General features: G+C 70.0%; 14 protein-coding genes. 11 read left to right on the forward strand and 3 right to left on the reverse strand.

Annotated elements, in window-relative coordinates:
- The first annotated feature begins 53 nt into the window (after positions 1-53).
- Genes ABTZ43_RS07725 through ABTZ43_RS07770 form a run of 10 tightly spaced genes read left to right on the forward strand, consistent with a single transcriptional unit; the run spans position 54 to position 10,641 of the window.
- Positions 54-2,081 (forward strand): primary-amine oxidase, encoded by a 2,028-nt coding sequence (locus tag ABTZ43_RS07725; RefSeq protein WP_350538396.1) that lies wholly within the window; start codon positions 54-56, stop codon positions 2,079-2,081.
- Between the two features lie 37 nt (positions 2,082-2,118).
- The gene (locus ABTZ43_RS07730; protein ID WP_350538397.1) at positions 2,119-3,729 is read left to right on the forward strand and encodes an ABC transporter substrate-binding protein; all 1,611 of its coding nucleotides are present in this window, start codon (positions 2,119-2,121) and stop codon (positions 3,727-3,729) included.
- 1 nt (position 3,730) lies between these two features.
- Complete coding sequence (locus tag ABTZ43_RS07735; RefSeq protein ID WP_350538398.1) at positions 3,731-4,696, forward strand: ABC transporter permease; 966 nt, start codon at positions 3,731-3,733, stop codon at positions 4,694-4,696.
- Positions 4,693-5,577 carry an ABC transporter permease gene (locus tag ABTZ43_RS07740; protein ID WP_350538399.1) on the forward strand — a complete coding sequence of 295 codons (885 nt, stop codon included), beginning with the start codon at positions 4,693-4,695 and terminating at the stop codon, positions 5,575-5,577. The genes ABTZ43_RS07735 and ABTZ43_RS07740 overlap by 4 nt, the downstream gene beginning before the upstream one ends.
- A complete protein-coding gene (locus tag ABTZ43_RS07745; RefSeq protein ID WP_350538400.1) occupies positions 5,574-6,569 on the forward strand; it encodes an ABC transporter ATP-binding protein in 996 nt (331 codons plus the stop codon). Before ABTZ43_RS07740 ends, ABTZ43_RS07745 begins: the two co-directional genes overlap by 4 nt.
- Positions 6,566-7,339, forward strand: a complete 774-nt coding sequence (locus ABTZ43_RS07750; RefSeq protein WP_350538401.1) for an ATP-binding cassette domain-containing protein — start codon at positions 6,566-6,568, stop codon at positions 7,337-7,339. The genes ABTZ43_RS07745 and ABTZ43_RS07750 overlap by 4 nt, the downstream gene beginning before the upstream one ends.
- Positions 7,336-8,355: a P1 family peptidase gene (locus tag ABTZ43_RS07755; protein WP_350538402.1), complete on the forward strand. Its 1,020-nt coding sequence runs from the start codon at positions 7,336-7,338 to the stop codon at positions 8,353-8,355. The genes ABTZ43_RS07750 and ABTZ43_RS07755 overlap by 4 nt, the downstream gene beginning before the upstream one ends.
- A complete protein-coding gene (locus tag ABTZ43_RS07760) occupies positions 8,325-9,002 on the forward strand; it encodes an FMN-binding negative transcriptional regulator (RefSeq protein ID WP_350538403.1) in 678 nt (225 codons plus the stop codon). Before ABTZ43_RS07755 ends, ABTZ43_RS07760 begins: the two co-directional genes overlap by 31 nt.
- Entirely contained in the window at positions 8,999-10,099 is a 1,101-nt protein-coding gene (locus tag ABTZ43_RS07765; RefSeq protein WP_350538404.1) for a C45 family autoproteolytic acyltransferase/hydrolase, read from the forward strand. Before ABTZ43_RS07760 ends, ABTZ43_RS07765 begins: the two co-directional genes overlap by 4 nt.
- Entirely contained in the window at positions 10,096-10,641 is a 546-nt protein-coding gene (locus ABTZ43_RS07770) for a hypothetical protein (protein ID WP_350538405.1), read from the forward strand. Before ABTZ43_RS07765 ends, ABTZ43_RS07770 begins: the two co-directional genes overlap by 4 nt.
- Before the next feature lie 29 nt (positions 10,642-10,670).
- Here ABTZ43_RS07770 and purH read toward each other — a convergent pair whose 3' ends face one another.
- From purH to ABTZ43_RS07785, 3 genes are read right to left on the reverse strand one after another with little or no spacing between them, the layout of a single operon-like run.
- Positions 10,671-12,278, reverse strand: coding sequence for a bifunctional phosphoribosylaminoimidazolecarboxamide formyltransferase/IMP cyclohydrolase (gene purH / locus ABTZ43_RS07775; protein WP_350538406.1), 1,608 nt, complete (start codon positions 12,276-12,278; stop codon positions 10,671-10,673).
- A gap of 40 nt (positions 12,279-12,318) precedes the next feature.
- The gene (purN, locus tag ABTZ43_RS07780) at positions 12,319-12,906 is read right to left on the reverse strand and encodes a phosphoribosylglycinamide formyltransferase (protein ID WP_056418785.1); all 588 of its coding nucleotides are present in this window, start codon (positions 12,904-12,906) and stop codon (positions 12,319-12,321) included.
- A 43-nt stretch (positions 12,907-12,949) separates the two neighbouring features.
- Positions 12,950-14,341 carry a cell division protein PerM gene (locus ABTZ43_RS07785; RefSeq protein ID WP_350538407.1) on the reverse strand — a complete coding sequence of 464 codons (1,392 nt, stop codon included), beginning with the start codon at positions 14,339-14,341 and terminating at the stop codon, positions 12,950-12,952.
- Between the two features lie 92 nt (positions 14,342-14,433).
- On the opposite strand from ABTZ43_RS07785, the gene ABTZ43_RS07790 reads away from it, so the two are divergent.
- Positions 14,434-15,852, forward strand: coding sequence for an NCS2 family permease (locus ABTZ43_RS07790; RefSeq protein ID WP_056412109.1), 1,419 nt, complete (start codon positions 14,434-14,436; stop codon positions 15,850-15,852).
- Positions 15,853-16,056 lie beyond the last annotated feature (204 nt).

Genomic DNA, 16,056 nt, shown 5'->3' on the forward strand with positions numbered 1-16,056 from the left:
CCGGAACGTTCCGGCACGCAGACGTTCCGGCACCGACTTCCGATGGAGACCTCATGAACTGCAGCTGTTCCTCGTCCGACCACGTCCAGCGCTCGCGCCGACTCGGCGATGAGTCCGGTGCGCCGTATGCGACGCTCTCGGCGGACGAGCTGCAGCGCGTCGCCGAGATCCTGCGCGCCCACGGCGCCCTCGACGACGAGCACCGCATCGCCTACCTCGGCCTCGACGAACCCGACCGTGCCGCGGTCACCGCCGGCCGAGCCGTCCCTCGCCGCGCCAGGGTGCAGCTCCTCGATGTCGACAGCGGACGCGCCAGGGCGCTCTGCGTGGATCTCGCCTCCGGCACTCTCGCGAAGGACGCCGACATCGACCCCGACCTCGACGGCCAGGTGCCGCTGCTGCAGGAGGAGCACGCGATCATCCGCGAGCTCCTCGGCGCCGACGACCGCTGGGCCACCGCGCTCTCCGCCCGAGGGATCGACGACCCGAGCACGGTGGCGCTCGCGGGCCTGTCGGCGGGCCGATACCCGATCGAGGGCGAGAGCGGACGCCGGCTCGCACGCGTGCTCGGACACCACCAGCCGACTCCGCAGACCATGCCGTGGGCGCACCCGATCGACGGCCTCGTCGCGTACGTCGACCTCGCGTCCCGAACCGTCGCCGATGTCATCGATGTCGGCGTGATGCCGATCCCTCAGGAGACCGCGGACTATCACGTGCCCGGCACCTTCGGTCCCGAGCGCACGACGCAGAAGCCGATCGTCATCACGCAGCCGGAGGGTCCGAGCTTCTCGTTCGACGGCGATGTCATCTCCTGGGAGAAGTGGTCGCTGCGCGTCGGCTACGACATGCGTGAAGGTCTCATCCTGCACGGCATCGGATTCGAGGACGACGGGCGAGTGCGGCCCATCGTGCACCGCGCCTCGATCGCCGAGATGCTCGTGCCCTACGGAGACCCCGGCCCTGTGCGCTTCTGGCAGAACTACTTCGACACCGGCGAGTATCAGCTCGGTCGACTGGTGAACGCGCTCGAGCTCGGTTGCGACTGCGTCGGCGACATCACCTACCTCGACGTGCCCATCGCCGATGCACGAGGGAACGTCAAGGTCCTGCCCAACGCCGTCTGCATCCACGAGGAGGATGCGGGTGTGCTCTGGAAGCACACCGAGCAGTTCACCGGCTCGAGCGACGTGCGGCGGCAGCGCCGACTGGTGATCTCGTTCTTCGTCACCGTCGGCAACTACGACTACGGCTTCTACTGGTACCTCTACCTCGACGGCAAGATCGAGTTCGAGGCCAAGGCCACCGGGCTCGTCTTCACCGCCGCCTACGACGAGCGCACCAGCCGGTTCGCGAGCGAACTGGCGCCAGGACTCGCAGCCCCGTACCACCAGCATCTGTTCTGCGCCCGTCTCGACATGGCGGTCGACGACGGCCCGGCCGTGATCGACGAGATCGATGTCGGAGCCCTGCCGATCGACGACGACAACACGCACGGCAGCGCCATCGGATTCACCGCGACCCGCTTGCGCAGCGAGCAGGAAGGACGCCGTCGCGCCAACGCGACGGTCGACCGCACCTGGCGCGTGAGCAGCGCGACCGCGAAGAACCGCCTGGGCCGACCGACCTCCTACGTCCTGACGCCGGAGGGCAAGCCCGTGCTGCTCGCCCGGCCCGAGTCGGTGATCGCGTCGCGTGCGCGCTTCGCGACATCCGACCTGTGGGTCACCGCCTACGACCCTGACGAGCGCTACCCCGCCGGCGACGTCGTCAATCAGAGCGCACCCGAGCAGGGCCTTCCCGCCTTCGTCGCCGACGACGCATCGATCGACGGCGCCGACCTGGTGCTCTGGCACACATTCGGTCTCACGCATTTCCCCCGCACCGAGGACTGGCCGATCATGCCCGTCGACACGTGCGGATTCACCCTCAAACCCCACGACTTCTTCGACCGGAACCCGACCCTGGACGTCCCGGCCTCCCCCACCGCATGCGCCTGCGCTCACGAGGACATCGGCTCTGCGAACCCCGAGCACCACCTGCATCACCTCTCTGTCCGCCCGTCGTCGCACCACGGCTGATCCGCCGTCGTCCGGCATCCCGAAGGGAAACACCGACATGCACACAGCAGCTCGCGCGGGGCTGGCGATGTCCGCCATCGCCGTCCTCACACTCACCGGATGCGCCGCCGGCGCCTCACCGGACACCGAGCCGACCCAGGATGAGGTGGCGCCCGGCTTCCTCGCCGTCGCCGACGACGCGTTCGACGGCGGCGGCGACCTCGTCGTCCAGGTCGACTACGACACCGCAGAGGCCAGCGGCCTCGATCCGCAGGGAGCGGCCACCGCACGCTCATGGATGCTGGAGGGGCTCTCGTACGAGACCCTCACCACGATCGACGAGAACCTCGACGTCGCACCGTCGCTCGCCACCTCGTGGGAGACGCCGAGCGACACCGAGTACGTCTTCACGCTCGCCGATGACGCGGTGTTCTCGAACGGACGCGCCATGACGGCCGCCGATGTCGTCGGCAGCCTGCAACGTCTGCTCGACACTCCGACGACGTGGACGGGTCAGCTCGGGCCGATCGCATCCGTCCAGGCGACCGGAGACCTCGAGGTGACGGTCACCCTGTCGGAGCCCTACGCCCCGTTCCTCGCCGCCCTGGCGAACACCCCTGCCGCCGTCCTGCCGATGGCTGAGATCGAGGCGGGCGAGATCGACATCACCACCGAGATGGTCGGCACCGGTCCTCTCGTCGCGACTGCGCACCGACAGGACGAGGAGTGGATGTTCGAGCCGAACGAGCACCACCCCGATGCCGACGCGCTGGGCTTCTCGACGCTGACGATCGACATCGTCGGCGATGAGGCGACGAGGGCCGCCGCGCTGAGAGACGGATCGGCGGACTTCGCCGTGCTCAACTCCATCGACTCGGCGGAGCTCCTCGCGAACGCGCAGGACGTCAGCGTCGTCGGGCAGAGGAACACCGACTTCCACTACCTGATGATCAACTCGCTCACGGGCGACGAGGCGCTGCAGGATGCAGACGTGCGTTTCGCCATCAACAGCGCGATCGACCGCGACGCGATCAACGAGCTCGCGTTCGGCGGCTCCACCGCCGCGACAGGGGTCACCCCGGCCGGGCTCCCCGACTCGTGCGTCGCCGAGGACCTCCCCTCTGCCGCTCACGACGTCGCCGCGGCGAAGGCCGTGATCGACGGGATCGGAGGCCTCGAGCTCGACCTCGTCGTGTACACCGACGAGCCCGTCCTGGCACAGATCGCTCAGGTCATGCAGCAGAACCTCGCCGAGATCGGCGTGACCGTCGACATCCAGCAGGTCGATTACGCCACGTACTCCGATCAGGTCTACGGCAGCCCGGCGACCTTCGATCTCGCGCTGAGCTGGTTCGCCGGCTACGCGGACCCGGCGATGGTCACGACGTGGTGGAATCCCGAGGTCGCCGGCTTCTCGGCGGTCTTCATGAAGGGCTCCGACGAGCTCGACGGACTCATCGCCGACGGCTACTCGACCGAGCCGGGGGCCGACCGGGCCGCCGTGTTCGAGAACCTCTGCGCCGTCGCCGACGAGCAGAGCGAGATGGTGCCGCTGGTGCTGCGTCCGTCCACGATCGGATGGAACACCGAATCGCTGTCACCGACGCTCGGCAGCGACGAGGGCTACGGCGACTTCCTGCGCTACATCACCCAGTTCCGCGCCAGCTGACATGGCTGTCGCTCTGTGGTCGCTCCGGCGCATCGGCGCCGCACTGGTGACGCTGGTCATCGTCTCGGTGTTGATCTTCGCGTCCGTCCGTCTCATGCCGGGCGACTACATCGACCTCGTCCTGGGTCCGCTCGCCACCGACGCGCAGCGGGCCCAGGCGGTGGCCGAGTCCGGACTCGACGACCCGGTGGTCGCCCAGTACTTCCACTGGCTGTTCGGCGTTCTCACCGGCGATCTCGGATACTCGTTCGTCTCGAACGTGTCGGTCACCGACGAGTTCGCGGCCCGTCTGCCCGTCACCGCCACGATCGCACTGCTGACGATCATCGTCACCCTGCTCGTCGGCATCCCGCTCGGCTTCGTCGCGGCCCTGCGATCGGAGGGCTCGGCCGGAGCCGCCGGTCGCATCGTCAGTGCTCTCGGCATCAGCATCCCGGAGTTCCTCCTCGCGGGTGTCGTGGTCTTCGCCGTCTCGACGCTGGGGCTCGGCGTCTCGGTCGGCAGGTTCGCCCCGTTCGACGTCGACCCCGCGCGCTTCTTCGGGGCGCTCGTCCTGCCGGTCACGGTCCTGGCCGTCGGCTGTGTGGCGGTCGTCGCCAGGAACACGAGGGATGCCGTCATGAACGTCCTCGTCGAACCGCATGTGCAGGCCGCCGTGGCCCGGGGCGAGACCCCCTGGTTCATCATCCGTCACCATGTGCTGCGCAACGCCGCGGCCCCGATCCTCACCATCGTCGGCGCCCTCGTCGCCGTCCTCCTCGGCGGCACCGTGATCGTCGAGTTCGTGTTCAACATCCCCGGCATGGGCTCATACCTGCAGACGGCGCTCGGGCGGCGTGACTACGCGATCGTCCAGAGCGCGGTGCTGCTCGCCGCCATCGTGTTCATCGTCGCGAGCCTCCTCGTCGACCTCATCGCCAACGCGCTGGACCCCCGTCTGCGCCTGACCGGAGGGAGCCGCCGATGACCATCGCCCCCACAGCCACGCACCGCGTCCGTGCGGCGGGCGACGCGACGCGCGGCGCCTGGCGCCGCAGCGACGCCGTGCTGCGCACCGCGATCGTCGTGCTCGGCCTCGTCGTCGTGCTCACCGTGATCGCCGAGCTCACCGGCCTCGCCGGGTCGACCACCGCGACGGTCGGCGGCCGACTGGAGGGCCCGTCGGCGCTCGCGCCGTTCGGCACCGACAACCTCGGACGCTCGCTCCTCCCCCGACTCTTCCAAGGCACGGCGACGACCCTCGTCGTGTCCATCGTCGCGGTCGTCTGCTCGGCGGCGGTCAGCACGGCGCTCGGAATGCTCGCCGGCTACTACGGCGGCGCTGTCAACGAGGCGGTGATGCGCGTCGCCGACGTGCTCTACGCGTTCCCCGCTCTCGTGCTCGCCATCCTCGTCTCCGCCCTGCTCGGCCCCGGTCGACCGGCGGCCATCATCAGCATCGTCGTCATCACGATCCCTCTGATGACCCGCGTGGTGCGCATCGCGACCCGGGCGGTGTCCGAACGCGACTTCATCGTGTCTGCGCGCATCAGCGGAGTCCGGACCCCGGTGATCTTCGTCCGCCGGCTGCTGCCGAACATCGCGGGCACGATCGCCGTGCAGGCGAGCTACGCGCTCTCCGTCGCGATCCTCGTCGAGGGAGGGCTGAGCTTCCTCGGCTTCGGCGTGCAGGCCCCTGAGGCCTCCCTCGGTCTGCTCATCCAACAGGGGATGCTGTACATGACCCAGGCTCCCCCGCTCGTGATCGTCCCCGGCGCCGTGCTGGTGGTCTCGATCCTGTGCATCAACATCATCGGCGACGGGCTCCGTGACCGATTCGAACCGCGAGAGACGAGGTCCCTCCGATGACCGCCGTACGCATCAGCGATCTGGCCCTGGACTTCACGGGCGCGACCACGGTCAGGGCCCTCGACGGGGTCGACCTCGACGTCGCCGACGGCAGCTCCGTCGCGATCGTGGGTGAGTCAGGGTCCGGCAAGTCGACGCTCGCCGCCGTCATCGGCCGCCTGCAGCCGCGTTCCGCCAGGATCGTGAGCGGCCGGCTCGAGGTCGACGGGACCGACGTGCTCGGTCTCGACGACGATGCGCTGCGCGAGTACCGCCGACACACGCTCGCCTACATCGCGCAGGATCCCATCGGCTCGCTCGATCCGACGATGCGCATCGGTGCCCAGCTGAAGCTCGTGCTCCGCGCCGTCGGAGACGACGGCTCTCCCCGCCGCCAGATGCAGCTGCTGGAGGGCATGCAGATCACCGATCCTGCGCGCGTCATCCGCCTCTTCCCCCATCAGATCTCCGGCGGGATGGCGCAGCGCGTGGCCATCGCGATGGCGATGTGCCGCCGACCCCGGCTGCTGATCGCCGACGAGCCGACCGCTGCACTCGACAGCCAGGTGCGCGAAGAGGTCATCCGGCTGCTGTTCGCTCAGGCGAAGGAGCAGGGCACGACCATCCTCTGGCTCAGCCACGATCTGCCGGCGGTCGCACGCTGGTGCGACGAGGTCGCCGTGATGTACGCCGGCAGGGTCGTCGAACGCGGTCCGGCCTCCGCCGTGCTCGGCACCCCGGTGCACCCGTACGCCCGAGCTCTCGCGGCGACCGACCCCTCGCGTGCGAAGCGGGGAGAACGGCTCTCCAGCATCCCCGGTTCCCCGCCGGTGCTGCACGGCGAGGCGGAGGGATGCGCGTTCGCCGCCCGCTGCGCTCACCGGATCGATGCGTGCGAGATCGTTCGGCCGGAGCCCGTGCCGCCGCGGCACAGCCTCTGCATCCGCGCCGCGGATCTCGTGCTGGCGGATCGGCGAGCAGGGCTCATCCCCGAAGAGGAGGTGCCGGCATGACCGCGTCCTCGGTGACCCCCACCGTCGAACTCGACGACGTCAGCGTCGCCTTCACGTCGGGCTTCGGCGCGAGCAGGCGGGAGGTCAGGGCGATGGCCGGCGTCTCGTTCTCGGTGGCGCCCGGTGAGACGCTCGGCCTCGTCGGCGAATCCGGCTCGGGCAAGACGACCACGGGGACCGTGGTCCTCGGACTGCAGCACCCCGACTCCGGAACCGTGAGGTTCGAGGGAGCCCCTCTCGCCAGGAGCCTGCGATCCCGCGCCGGACGGATGCAGGCGGTCCTGCAGCATCCGCGATGGGCGCTCGACCCCCGCTCGACCGTGCTGTCGTCGGTGCTCGAACCCGTCCTCGTGCACGAGCGTCGCACGCCGGCGGCCGAGGAGCGCGCACTGGCGATGCTCGAGAGCGTCGGCCTTCCGGCCTCGTTCGCCGCGCGTCGGCCCCACCAGCTCTCGGGCGGGCAGCTGCAGAGAGTGAGCGTCGCGCGTGCGCTCGTCACCCATCCGGCCTTCATCGTGTTCGACGAGGCCGTCAGCGCGCTCGACGTCTCGGTGCAGGCGCAGATCCTCAACCTCATCCAGGACCTGCAGGCGGAGCACGGCTTCGCCGCCCTGTTCATCTCGCACGACCTGGCAGCCGTGCGCTACATCTCCCATCACGTGGCGGTGATGCGCAGCGGCGAGATCGTCGAGCACGCCCCGACCGAGGTCTTCTACGACCTGCCCAGCCATCCCTATTCGCGTCAACTGTTCCAGGAGCTCTCATCGTGACCGACACCCACCGTCTCGCCCCCGTCCTCGCCGCAGGACCGCGCCGATCCAACGACGACTACGCCCTCTCCCCCGTGCACGGCACCGATCGCGGGCAGGTCGAGTACGACTTCCCCGGCGTGCTCATCGGAACGGCCGAGTACGCCGAAGGTCCGACCGGAGCGACGGTGCTGTCGATCCCGGCCGGCGCCCGGACGTTCTCCGACCGCCGCGGAGGTGCCGTGGGCGCCAGCGGCCTGTACGGATACAACCACGCCATCTGCCTCGCGGGAGGCTCGGTGTACGGCCTCTCCGCCGTCGCCGGTGTGTCGGAGGCGCTGTTCGAGCGCGCCGAGCACCGCTCCGGTTTCGACCAGCTGCAGCTCGTGTCGGGTGCCATCATCTACGACTACTCGGTGCGCGAGAACTCCGTCTTCCCCGACACCGCGCTCGGCAAGGCCGCCCTGCACGCCGCACGTCAGGGCGTCGTCGAGGTCGGCCGCGTCGGTGGCGGCGCCTCGGCGTCGTCCGGAAAGGTCGATCCCGCGCGGGTGGAGTTCACCGGCCAAGGTGTCGCCTTCCGTCAGGTGGGCGATGTGAAAGTGCTCGTCGTGACGGTGCTCAACCCGTACGGGGTGATCCTCGATCGCTCCGGGAGGATCGTCCGCGGCAACTACGACGCGAACACCGGCGAGCGCCGCCACCCGGCCCTGGACTACGAAGAGGCGATCGGCGAGTCCCGACTCGTCGACTCGATGTCGGGCAACACCACGATCACGGCCGTCGTCACGAACGTGCAGCTCACCGACACCGAGCTCAGGCAGTTCGGCCTGCAGGTGCACAGCTCGATGCACCGCGGCATCCAGCCCTTCCACACCCCGCTCGACGGCGACACTCTCTTCGCGCTGACGACCGACGAGGTCGCGCTGCCCGAGAACCCGAGCACGTCCCGGGGCCGGCTCTCGCTGAACTCCACCGCCGTCGCCACCCTCGCGGGCGAGACGGCGTGGGACGCGATCCTCTGCGCAGCGGGCTGACCGTGTACGAGTTCGAGAAGTACCTCGCCCCGTCCCAGCACGAGGTCACCGAGCTGGTCCGCCGGCACCCGTTCGCACTCGTCGTGACGAACGGCGGCGGCGCGGCCGGCGCCCCCACGGTCACGCACACTCCGGTGATCATCGAGCGGATGGCGCCGGACGGCGGTTTCGTCGGGGGCGAGATGCTCGGCCACATCGCGCGGAAGAACCCGCAGTGGCAGCAGATCACCGACGGCGACTCGGTGCTGCTGGTGTTCTCCGGCCCCCATGACTACGTCTCGCCGACCACCTACGCCGACGATCCCAACGTGCCCACCTGGGACTATGCGGCCGTGCACCTGACGGCCAGGGCGACGGTTCTCGAGGGCGAGAGCGACGGCATGCACGTCGTCACACGCACCGTCGAGGAGCTCGAGAGCCTCGAGCCGACGGCGTGGGACATGCAGAGCTCGCTGCCCACGTTCGAGCGCATCGTCGGGGGGATCGTGTCGTTCCGGTTCGAGATCATCGAGCAGCGCGCGGTCTTCAAGGTCAGCCAGGACAAACCCCTCGAGGTGCGCGAGCGCGTCGCCGCCGCATCCCGCGCACGCGGCTGCCCCTACGGGGACGTCGCCGAGCTCGTCGAGCGCATCGGAGGAGACCGGTGATCGTCCACGAGTGGTCTGCGGAGGCGGGCGAGCCGCAGGAGGAGGGACGCCGGTTCGGTGCCCACTGGTCGCCTCAGCTCGCTGCGGCCCGCGACTCGTACCTGAGGCTCTTCGCCCAATCCGGTGTTCCGGCCGAGCGCGCCCGAGCGATCGCCGATGAATGCCGGACGATGACCGAGGCCCACGCCCCCGAGATCGCCGACGAGTTCGTCGGGATCGCCGACGGCAGCGGTCTGTCGCTGACCGACGTGCACCTGCTGACCGCTCGCACCGAGATCCTGGCGCGCATGACGCCGTCGATGGAGTGCTCGACGGTCGTGTACGTGCCCGACGAGGCGAGCGCGCCCCGCACGCTGCAGACCTGGGACTGGCACGAGACTCTTTCGAACGAGACCGTCGTGCGGCGTCTGCGGTCGGCATCCGGAACAGGTGTCGTGACCTTCTGCGAGTTCGGGCAACCGGCGAAGATCGGCGTGAACGACCGCGGCCTGGGGCTGCACTTCAACATCCTCCACCACCGATCCGACGCGACGCAGGCGGGGGTGCCGGTGCACGTGCTCGCCCGCATGATCCTCGACCGCGCGTCGACGGTCGCCGAGGCGGTCGAGATCGCCCGGAGCGTCCCCCTCGCCGCGTCCAGCGTGCTGACGATCGCGGCCTTCGACGGCCGGGCGCCCGAGGCCGCTGCCGTCGAGGTCTCCCCCGCGGGGATCGCGGTGCTGCCCGTGCCTCGCGGGCGCACGCTGGCCCACACGAACCACTTCCTCGATGAGGCGCTCGCCGCGGGCGAGTACTCTCCGTACGAGACCACGAGCGTCCCTCGATACCGGTGTCTGACGGATGCCGCAGATCTTGCGCGGATCGTGAATGATCGTGATCGGGCCCTCGCGTTCGGAGCCATCCCCGACGCGCCGATCTCGGTGCGAGCGAGGCCCGAACAGCCGGAGCACCTCCGCTGGGAGACCAAGCTCACGGTCGCCCTCGACGTCGCGACGGGGGCTCTCTCCTTCGCCGCCGCGTCGCCGGCCGACGTCGTCGACGCCGAGTGGCGTCGTGTGGGGATCCTGAGCGACGTGCGTCCCGTATCCGCCCGATGACCGACGTCCTGCACCTCGCCGCCCTGGCACTGGCGGCGATCGGAGCGGGGTCGTTGATCGGTATGCGGCGTGGAGTCGGCGCTCCCGAGATCGCCGCCGCCGTGCTCATGCTGGTCGGCATGGGCGATTCCATGACGGTCGCGCTGCTCCCGCCCGTCGTCTGGTTCGCCGTCATGCTGCCCGCCGCGATCGCTCTCGCGATCCGCTGTCGGGTACCGGCGGCGCTCGGAGATCGAAGCCCGGCGGGAGGCGGGATGCTGTCGGCACACCTCGCTCTGGGTCTCGTCACGACTGCGGCGCTGATCCTCCTGATGGCGACGATCCCTGCGACGGACGTCGCCGGCGCGGTCATGGCTTCCGCACACGCGCACGCGCACGGCGGAGGCGCAGGGATGCCGCAGGCGCTCGGCATCGCTCTCGGACTGGGAACGACTCTGCTCTCGGTGATCGCGCTGCGCTCGGAACGGTCCTGGCGCCACCGCCTGCATCACACCACGATGGCGGCATCGACGGTGGCGATGTCCGCCATCGTGGTGTTCTGAGCGCCGGCCGTCGTCGACGGCCGCGCGGCTCAGTGGAAGAAGTGACGCTCCCCGGTGAAGAACATCGTCACGCCGGCCTTGCGCGCGGCATCCACGACCTCTTCATCGCGCACCGATCCGCCGGGCTGCACGATCGCCGTGACCCCCGCGTCGATGAGCACCTGGGCGCCGTCCGCGAACGGGAAGAAGGCGTCGGAGGACGCGACCGAGCCGACGGCGCGGTCGCCCGCACGCTCCACCGCGAGGCGGCACGAGTCGACGCGGTTGACCTGGCCCATGCCGACGCCGACCGTGGCGTTGTCCTTGGCCAGCACGATCGCGTTGGACTTGACGGCGCGGCACGCCTTCCAGGCGAAGATGAGGTTCTCCATCTCCTCGTCTCTGGGGCGCTCACCCGAGACGAGCTCCCAGTTCTTCGCCACCGAGACGATGTCGTCGGGGAAGCGATCCGCGTCCTGCAGCAGCAGGCCGCCCGAGACCAGGCGCACGTCCATGCGCTCCTGCTGCCAGTCCTCCGGCAGCTGCAGCAGACGGAGGTTCTTCTTCGCCTTGAAGACCTCGAGGGCTGCCGGCTCGAACGAGGGCGCGACGATGACCTCGGTGAAGATGTCCTTGAGGTTCTCGGCCATCTTCAGCGTGACGGTGCCGTTGGCGGCGATCACGCCGCCGTAGGCCGACACGGGGTCGCACTCGTGGGCGCGCAGGTGCGCGCTGGCGATCGGGTCCAGCGCGTTCGGAGCGGTCGTGGCGATTCCGCACGGGTTGGCGTGCTTGATGATGGCGACCGCGGGCTTGACCATGTCGTACGCGGCGCGCAGCGCGGCATCCGCATCGACGTAGTTGTTGTACGACATCTCCTTGCCCTGCAGCTGGCGGGCCTGCGCGATGCCGTGTCCGCCGACGCGCGTGTAGATCGCGCCGCGCTGGTGCGCGTTCTCGCCGTAGCGCAACGTGGCCAGGCGCTCGGCCTGGATGGTGAGGTGCGTGGGCAGGTCCTCGCCCTCGCCCAGCGTGCCCTCGGCGAACCATGCGGCGACGGCCGTGTCGTAGGCGGCCGTGTGCGCGAAGGCGCGTGCGGCGAGCTCGCGTCGCTGCGTCAGCGTCGTGCCCCCGTTCTCGATGGCCGAGATGATGCCGGAGTACGACTGCGGCGACACCACGATCGCGACGTTCGCGTGGTTCTTCGCCGCCGCGCGCACCATCGCCGGTCCGCCGATGTCGATCTGCTCGACCACGTCGTCGCCCTCGGCACCCGAGGCGACCGTCTCGACGAAGGGGTAGAGGTTCACCACGACGAGCTCGAAGGGCTCGATGTCGAGGTCGGCGAGCTGATGCTCGTGGTCCTCGAGGCGCAGGTCGGCGAGCAGGCCGCCGTGGATCTTCGGGTGCAGCGTCTTGACGCGGCCGTCGAGCATCTCGGCGACACCCGTGACCGCGGCCACGTCGGTGACCTCGAAGCCGGCCTCGCGGATGGTCGATGCCGTCGACCCGGTCGAGACGATCTGCACGCCTGCGGCGGCGAGCGCCTTCGCGAGCACGAGCAGGTCGGTCTTGTCGCTCACCGAGACGAGCGCGCGGCGGACGGGGACGGTGTCGCGATCGCGGTACAGCGAGTGGTCGTGGCGGGGGCCGGCCATGATGGGCTCCTTCGTGCGAGGGGGGCGTGCGTGGATCGGTTCAGGATGCGGCGGTCAGCGACAGCTCACCGGTGGCGATGCGGCGCACCACGTCGATGAGGAGTCGGCGTTCGACGGGCTTGATGCGCTCGTGGAGGGTGTGCTCGGTGTCGTCGTCGAGGACCGGCACCCGCTCCTGAGCGAGGATCGGTCCGGTGTCGATGCCGTCGTCGACGACGATCACGCTGGCGCCGGTCTCGGTGACACCGGCGGCGAGGGCGTCCCGCACTCCGTGCGCGCCCGGGAACTCCGGGAGATACGCGGGATGCGTGTTGATCAGACGCGGCGAGAGATCGGCGACGAGCCCTGCGGGCAGCAGACGCATGAGGCCGCTGAGCACGACGAGGTCGGCGTTCCAGACGGCGAGCTGACGTCCGAGCTCCTCGCCCCACGCCTCGCGGGACCCGTGCTCGTGCCAGGGGACGGTGAAGCTGGGGATGCCGAACTCCTCCGCATGCGCCAGTCCGTCGGCCTCGCGGTCGGCACCGACGACCACCACCCGCGCAGGGAAATCGGGGTGACGAGCGGCCTCGAGGAGGGCGCGAAGGTTCGAGCCGGTGCCCGAGATGAGAACGGCGACCGTGAGCACGCGCCCAGTCTACCGAAGCGCCGCGCGCCCGCCGACGCGTATGTCAGTCGCGCGGGTCGGCGGGCTCCCGCGTCGGGGGCCGGAAGCCGCCGAGGTCGTCCAGGGGCGCGGTGTCGTAGGGGGAGAGACCGGTCGGGACCGTGTCCGAGATCGGCAGATCGGCGCGGCCGCCGAAGCTGAGGTCCGCGGCGGTCATCTCGGCCACCCAGCGGTCGGTGCGCTCTTCGGCCAGCTCGTCGCGATTCCGCGGCGAGAGCAGGAGGATGGCTGCGCCCAGCAGCACCTCGCCGCCGAGCGCCAGAGCGAAGGGCACCGCGGCGGGACCGGCCTCGGCCAGACGTCCGGGGCCCATCGAGCCGCTCGCGAGCACCGCGGCGACAGCTCCGACGGCCGCGGTGAGCGCGCCGATGCCGATCGCGATCGCGGCCCGCGGTCCTGTCGCCAGCGGCGTGCCCTCCCACACGAGCCGGGAACGCACCGCCCACCCGGCGAGAGCACCCGCGCCGATCGGCAGGATCACGACGATGAGCATCCAGATCGAGGTGTTCTCGGGAAGCAGGCCCAGGATCGGGATGCCGGGGACGACGCCGAGCTGCGTGCCGGCCGGCGACACGGCCGTCCCCACGCCCACCGCGAAACCCGGCCCGGCGATCCAGGACGCCGTCCAGACCAGGATGGTGGGCAGATAGGCGAGGTGTCCGAGAGTGAGCACCGTGGCCCCCAGCGCGTCGACGCGAGCGGCCTGGAACAGCGCGACCACCTCGCTGCCGCGTGCCAGGGTCATGACGGCGACGGCGACACCCGAGACGGCGATCATGCCGAGCACGGCGAAGGCCGTGCCGCGCACAGAGGCACCGACGACCGGTCCCCAGTCGCCCCAGGAGTCGACGACGTCGTGCAGGCGATCGAGCAGCCCTCCGTCGCCGTCCTCCCAGGCGATGCGCACACCGCCGCACACGGCGCCCACGAGGTAGACGGCGGTCGGCAGCACGATCGAGAGCGCGAGGTCGGTGCGGGCGGCGGAGATCTGCGCGGTGAACGCCACGGCGGTGGCGATGAGACCGAAGGCCGCCGTGCCGGACACCGCACCCAGCGCCCAGGCTCCGGCCTTCGCCGCTCGCGCCCCCGAACGAGCGGCGAACAGCAGCGTGAACAGCAGGAAGGCCAGCGGCGTCACCGACAGGGCGAAGCTCGCGGCCTGCGGGGCGATGCCCGTCGCGCGCAGCACGTCGTCCGCCACCGTGAGATCCAGCGGCACCCCGTGCCCGAACTGCCACAGCGTTCCGGTGAGGGGCCACAGAGCCCCCCAGTCCGCGGTCATGCCGAAGGACAGGGTCCACAGGAGGGTGAGCGGCGCCAGCAGGACCACGAGGCCGACCGCTGCGGCGATGGCGGCATCGAAGGCGGCGAGGAGCGCGACGAGGAGGCGTTGCATATCGAATCGAGACTACGACGAGATCCCCTCGCTCGCCCGGGGGCGCGCGCGGTGCCGGCGACACGATATCGTCTCCTGCGGAGGTTCCCCCGATGACTACTGCCCCGTCCCCCGCCACGACCCAGGCCGAGCCCACCAACGCGCTCGACCGCTTCTTCGAGATCAGCAGACGCGGATCGACGATCGGCACCGAGATCCGAGGCGGCCTGGTGACCTTCGTCACGATGGCCTACATCGTGATCCTCAACCCGCTGATCCTCAACACCCCCGACGTCGACGGCAACACACTCGCCGGCACCGCCGTCGCCGCATCCACAGCGCTCACCGCCGGCGTCATGACCATCCTGTTCGGTCTCGTCACACGTCTGCCCTTCGCGTTCGCCGCGGGGCTCGGCATCAACGCGTTCCTCGCCTTCTCGGTCGTCGGGACGGTGACCTGGCCCGAGGCGATGGCGCTGGTCATGATCAACGGTGTCATCATCGTGCTGCTCGCCGCCACCGGCCTGCGGAAGATGATCTTCGACGCCGTCCCCGTGCAGCTCAAGCTGGCGATCACGGTCGGAATCGGCCTGTTCATCGCCTTCATCGGCTTCGTGAACGCCGGCTTCGTGACCGCGACCAACAACCCCTCTCCCCCCGTCGATCTCGGCATCGGCGGCTCCGTGGCCTCGCTGCCGACCCTGCTGTTCGTGATCACCCTGCTGCTCGGCGGCGTGCTCATGGCGCTGCGCGTGAAGGGAGCGATCCTCATCGCCCTCGTCGGCGGCACCGTGCTCGGCGCGATCGTCAACGCCATCTGGCCGTTCGGCCTCAACTTCGGTCTCACCGGAGCCATCGTCGGACTGCCCGACCTCAGTCTCGTCGGACAGGTCGACTTCGGCTTCGACCTCGCCAAGGTCAGTGGCGTCGCCCTGGTGATGTTCGTCTTCACCCTGCTCTTCTCCAACTTCTTCGACGCCATGGGCACCATGACGGGTCTCGCGAAGGAGGCCGACCTGGCGGACGAGAAGGGCGACTTCCCCCGCATCAAGTCCGCCCTGGTCGTCGAGGGGCTCGGAGCGATCGCCGGTGGTGGCACCTCGTCGTCGTCCGCGACGGTCTTCGTCGAGTCCGGTGCCGGGATCGGCGAGGGCGCGCGCACCGGTCTCGCCACGGTGGTCACCGGTGCGATGTTCCTGATCGCGATGTTCTTCACGCCTCTGACCTCCCTCGTGCCCGGAGCGGTCGCCGCCGCGGCTCTGGTCCTCGTCGGCGCGCTCATGCTGTCGCAGATCAAGAACATCGACCTCAGCGACTTCCGCGTGCTGCTCCCGGTGTTCCTCACCGCGACCGTGATGCCGATGACCTACTCGATCGCCAACGGCATCGGCGCGGGCTTCGTCAGCTGGATCGTCGTGAACGCCTTCTCCGGCCGCGCCAAGACGATCCACCCGCTGCTCTGGGTCGTCGGCGTCGGCTTCGTCATCTTCTTCGCCCGCGGGCCGATCGAGGCGCTGTTCGGCGTCGCCTGAGCGACGACAGACGGCGAAGGGGCGGATGCGTGCGGCATCCGCCCCTTCGTCGTCTCTGCGACCGGTAGGAATCCCCGTCCCACCGCCCCAGGCCCCCCAACCCCAACCCCAGACCCCCATCCCAGACCCCCCCCATCCCCCCAAAAACCGGGGGCCGACACGCCAGATCTCGGACCGAACCGCCGCAGACGTCCGGCATCTGGC

This window comes from Microbacterium sp. NPDC097977 (genome assembly GCF_040302605.1).
Classification (GTDB): domain Bacteria; phylum Actinomycetota; class Actinomycetes; order Actinomycetales; family Microbacteriaceae; genus Microbacterium.

Bases quoted from the DNA above. Each gene is read 5' to 3' on its own strand.
- ABTZ43_RS07725 (WP_350538396.1), top strand. From the start codon at position 54: ATGAACTGCAGCTGTTCCTCGTCCGACCACGTCCAGCGCTCGCGCCGA.
- ABTZ43_RS07730 (WP_350538397.1), top strand. From the start codon at position 2,119: ATGCACACAGCAGCTCGCGCGGGGCTGGCGATGTCCGCCATCGCCGTC.
- ABTZ43_RS07735 (WP_350538398.1), top strand. From the start codon at position 3,731: ATGGCTGTCGCTCTGTGGTCGCTCCGGCGCATCGGCGCCGCACTGGTG.
- ABTZ43_RS07740 (WP_350538399.1), top strand. From the start codon at position 4,693: ATGACCATCGCCCCCACAGCCACGCACCGCGTCCGTGCGGCGGGCGAC.
- ABTZ43_RS07745 (WP_350538400.1), top strand. From the start codon at position 5,574: ATGACCGCCGTACGCATCAGCGATCTGGCCCTGGACTTCACGGGCGCG.
- ABTZ43_RS07750 (WP_350538401.1), top strand. From the start codon at position 6,566: ATGACCGCGTCCTCGGTGACCCCCACCGTCGAACTCGACGACGTCAGC.
- ABTZ43_RS07770 (WP_350538405.1), top strand. From the start codon at position 10,096: ATGACCGACGTCCTGCACCTCGCCGCCCTGGCACTGGCGGCGATCGGA.
- purH (WP_350538406.1), bottom strand. From the start codon at position 12,278: ATGGCCGGCCCCCGCCACGACCACTCGCTGTACCGCGATCGCGACACC.
- ABTZ43_RS07785 (WP_350538407.1), bottom strand. From the start codon at position 14,341: ATGCAACGCCTCCTCGTCGCGCTCCTCGCCGCCTTCGATGCCGCCATC.
- ABTZ43_RS07790 (WP_056412109.1), top strand. From the start codon at position 14,434: ATGACTACTGCCCCGTCCCCCGCCACGACCCAGGCCGAGCCCACCAAC.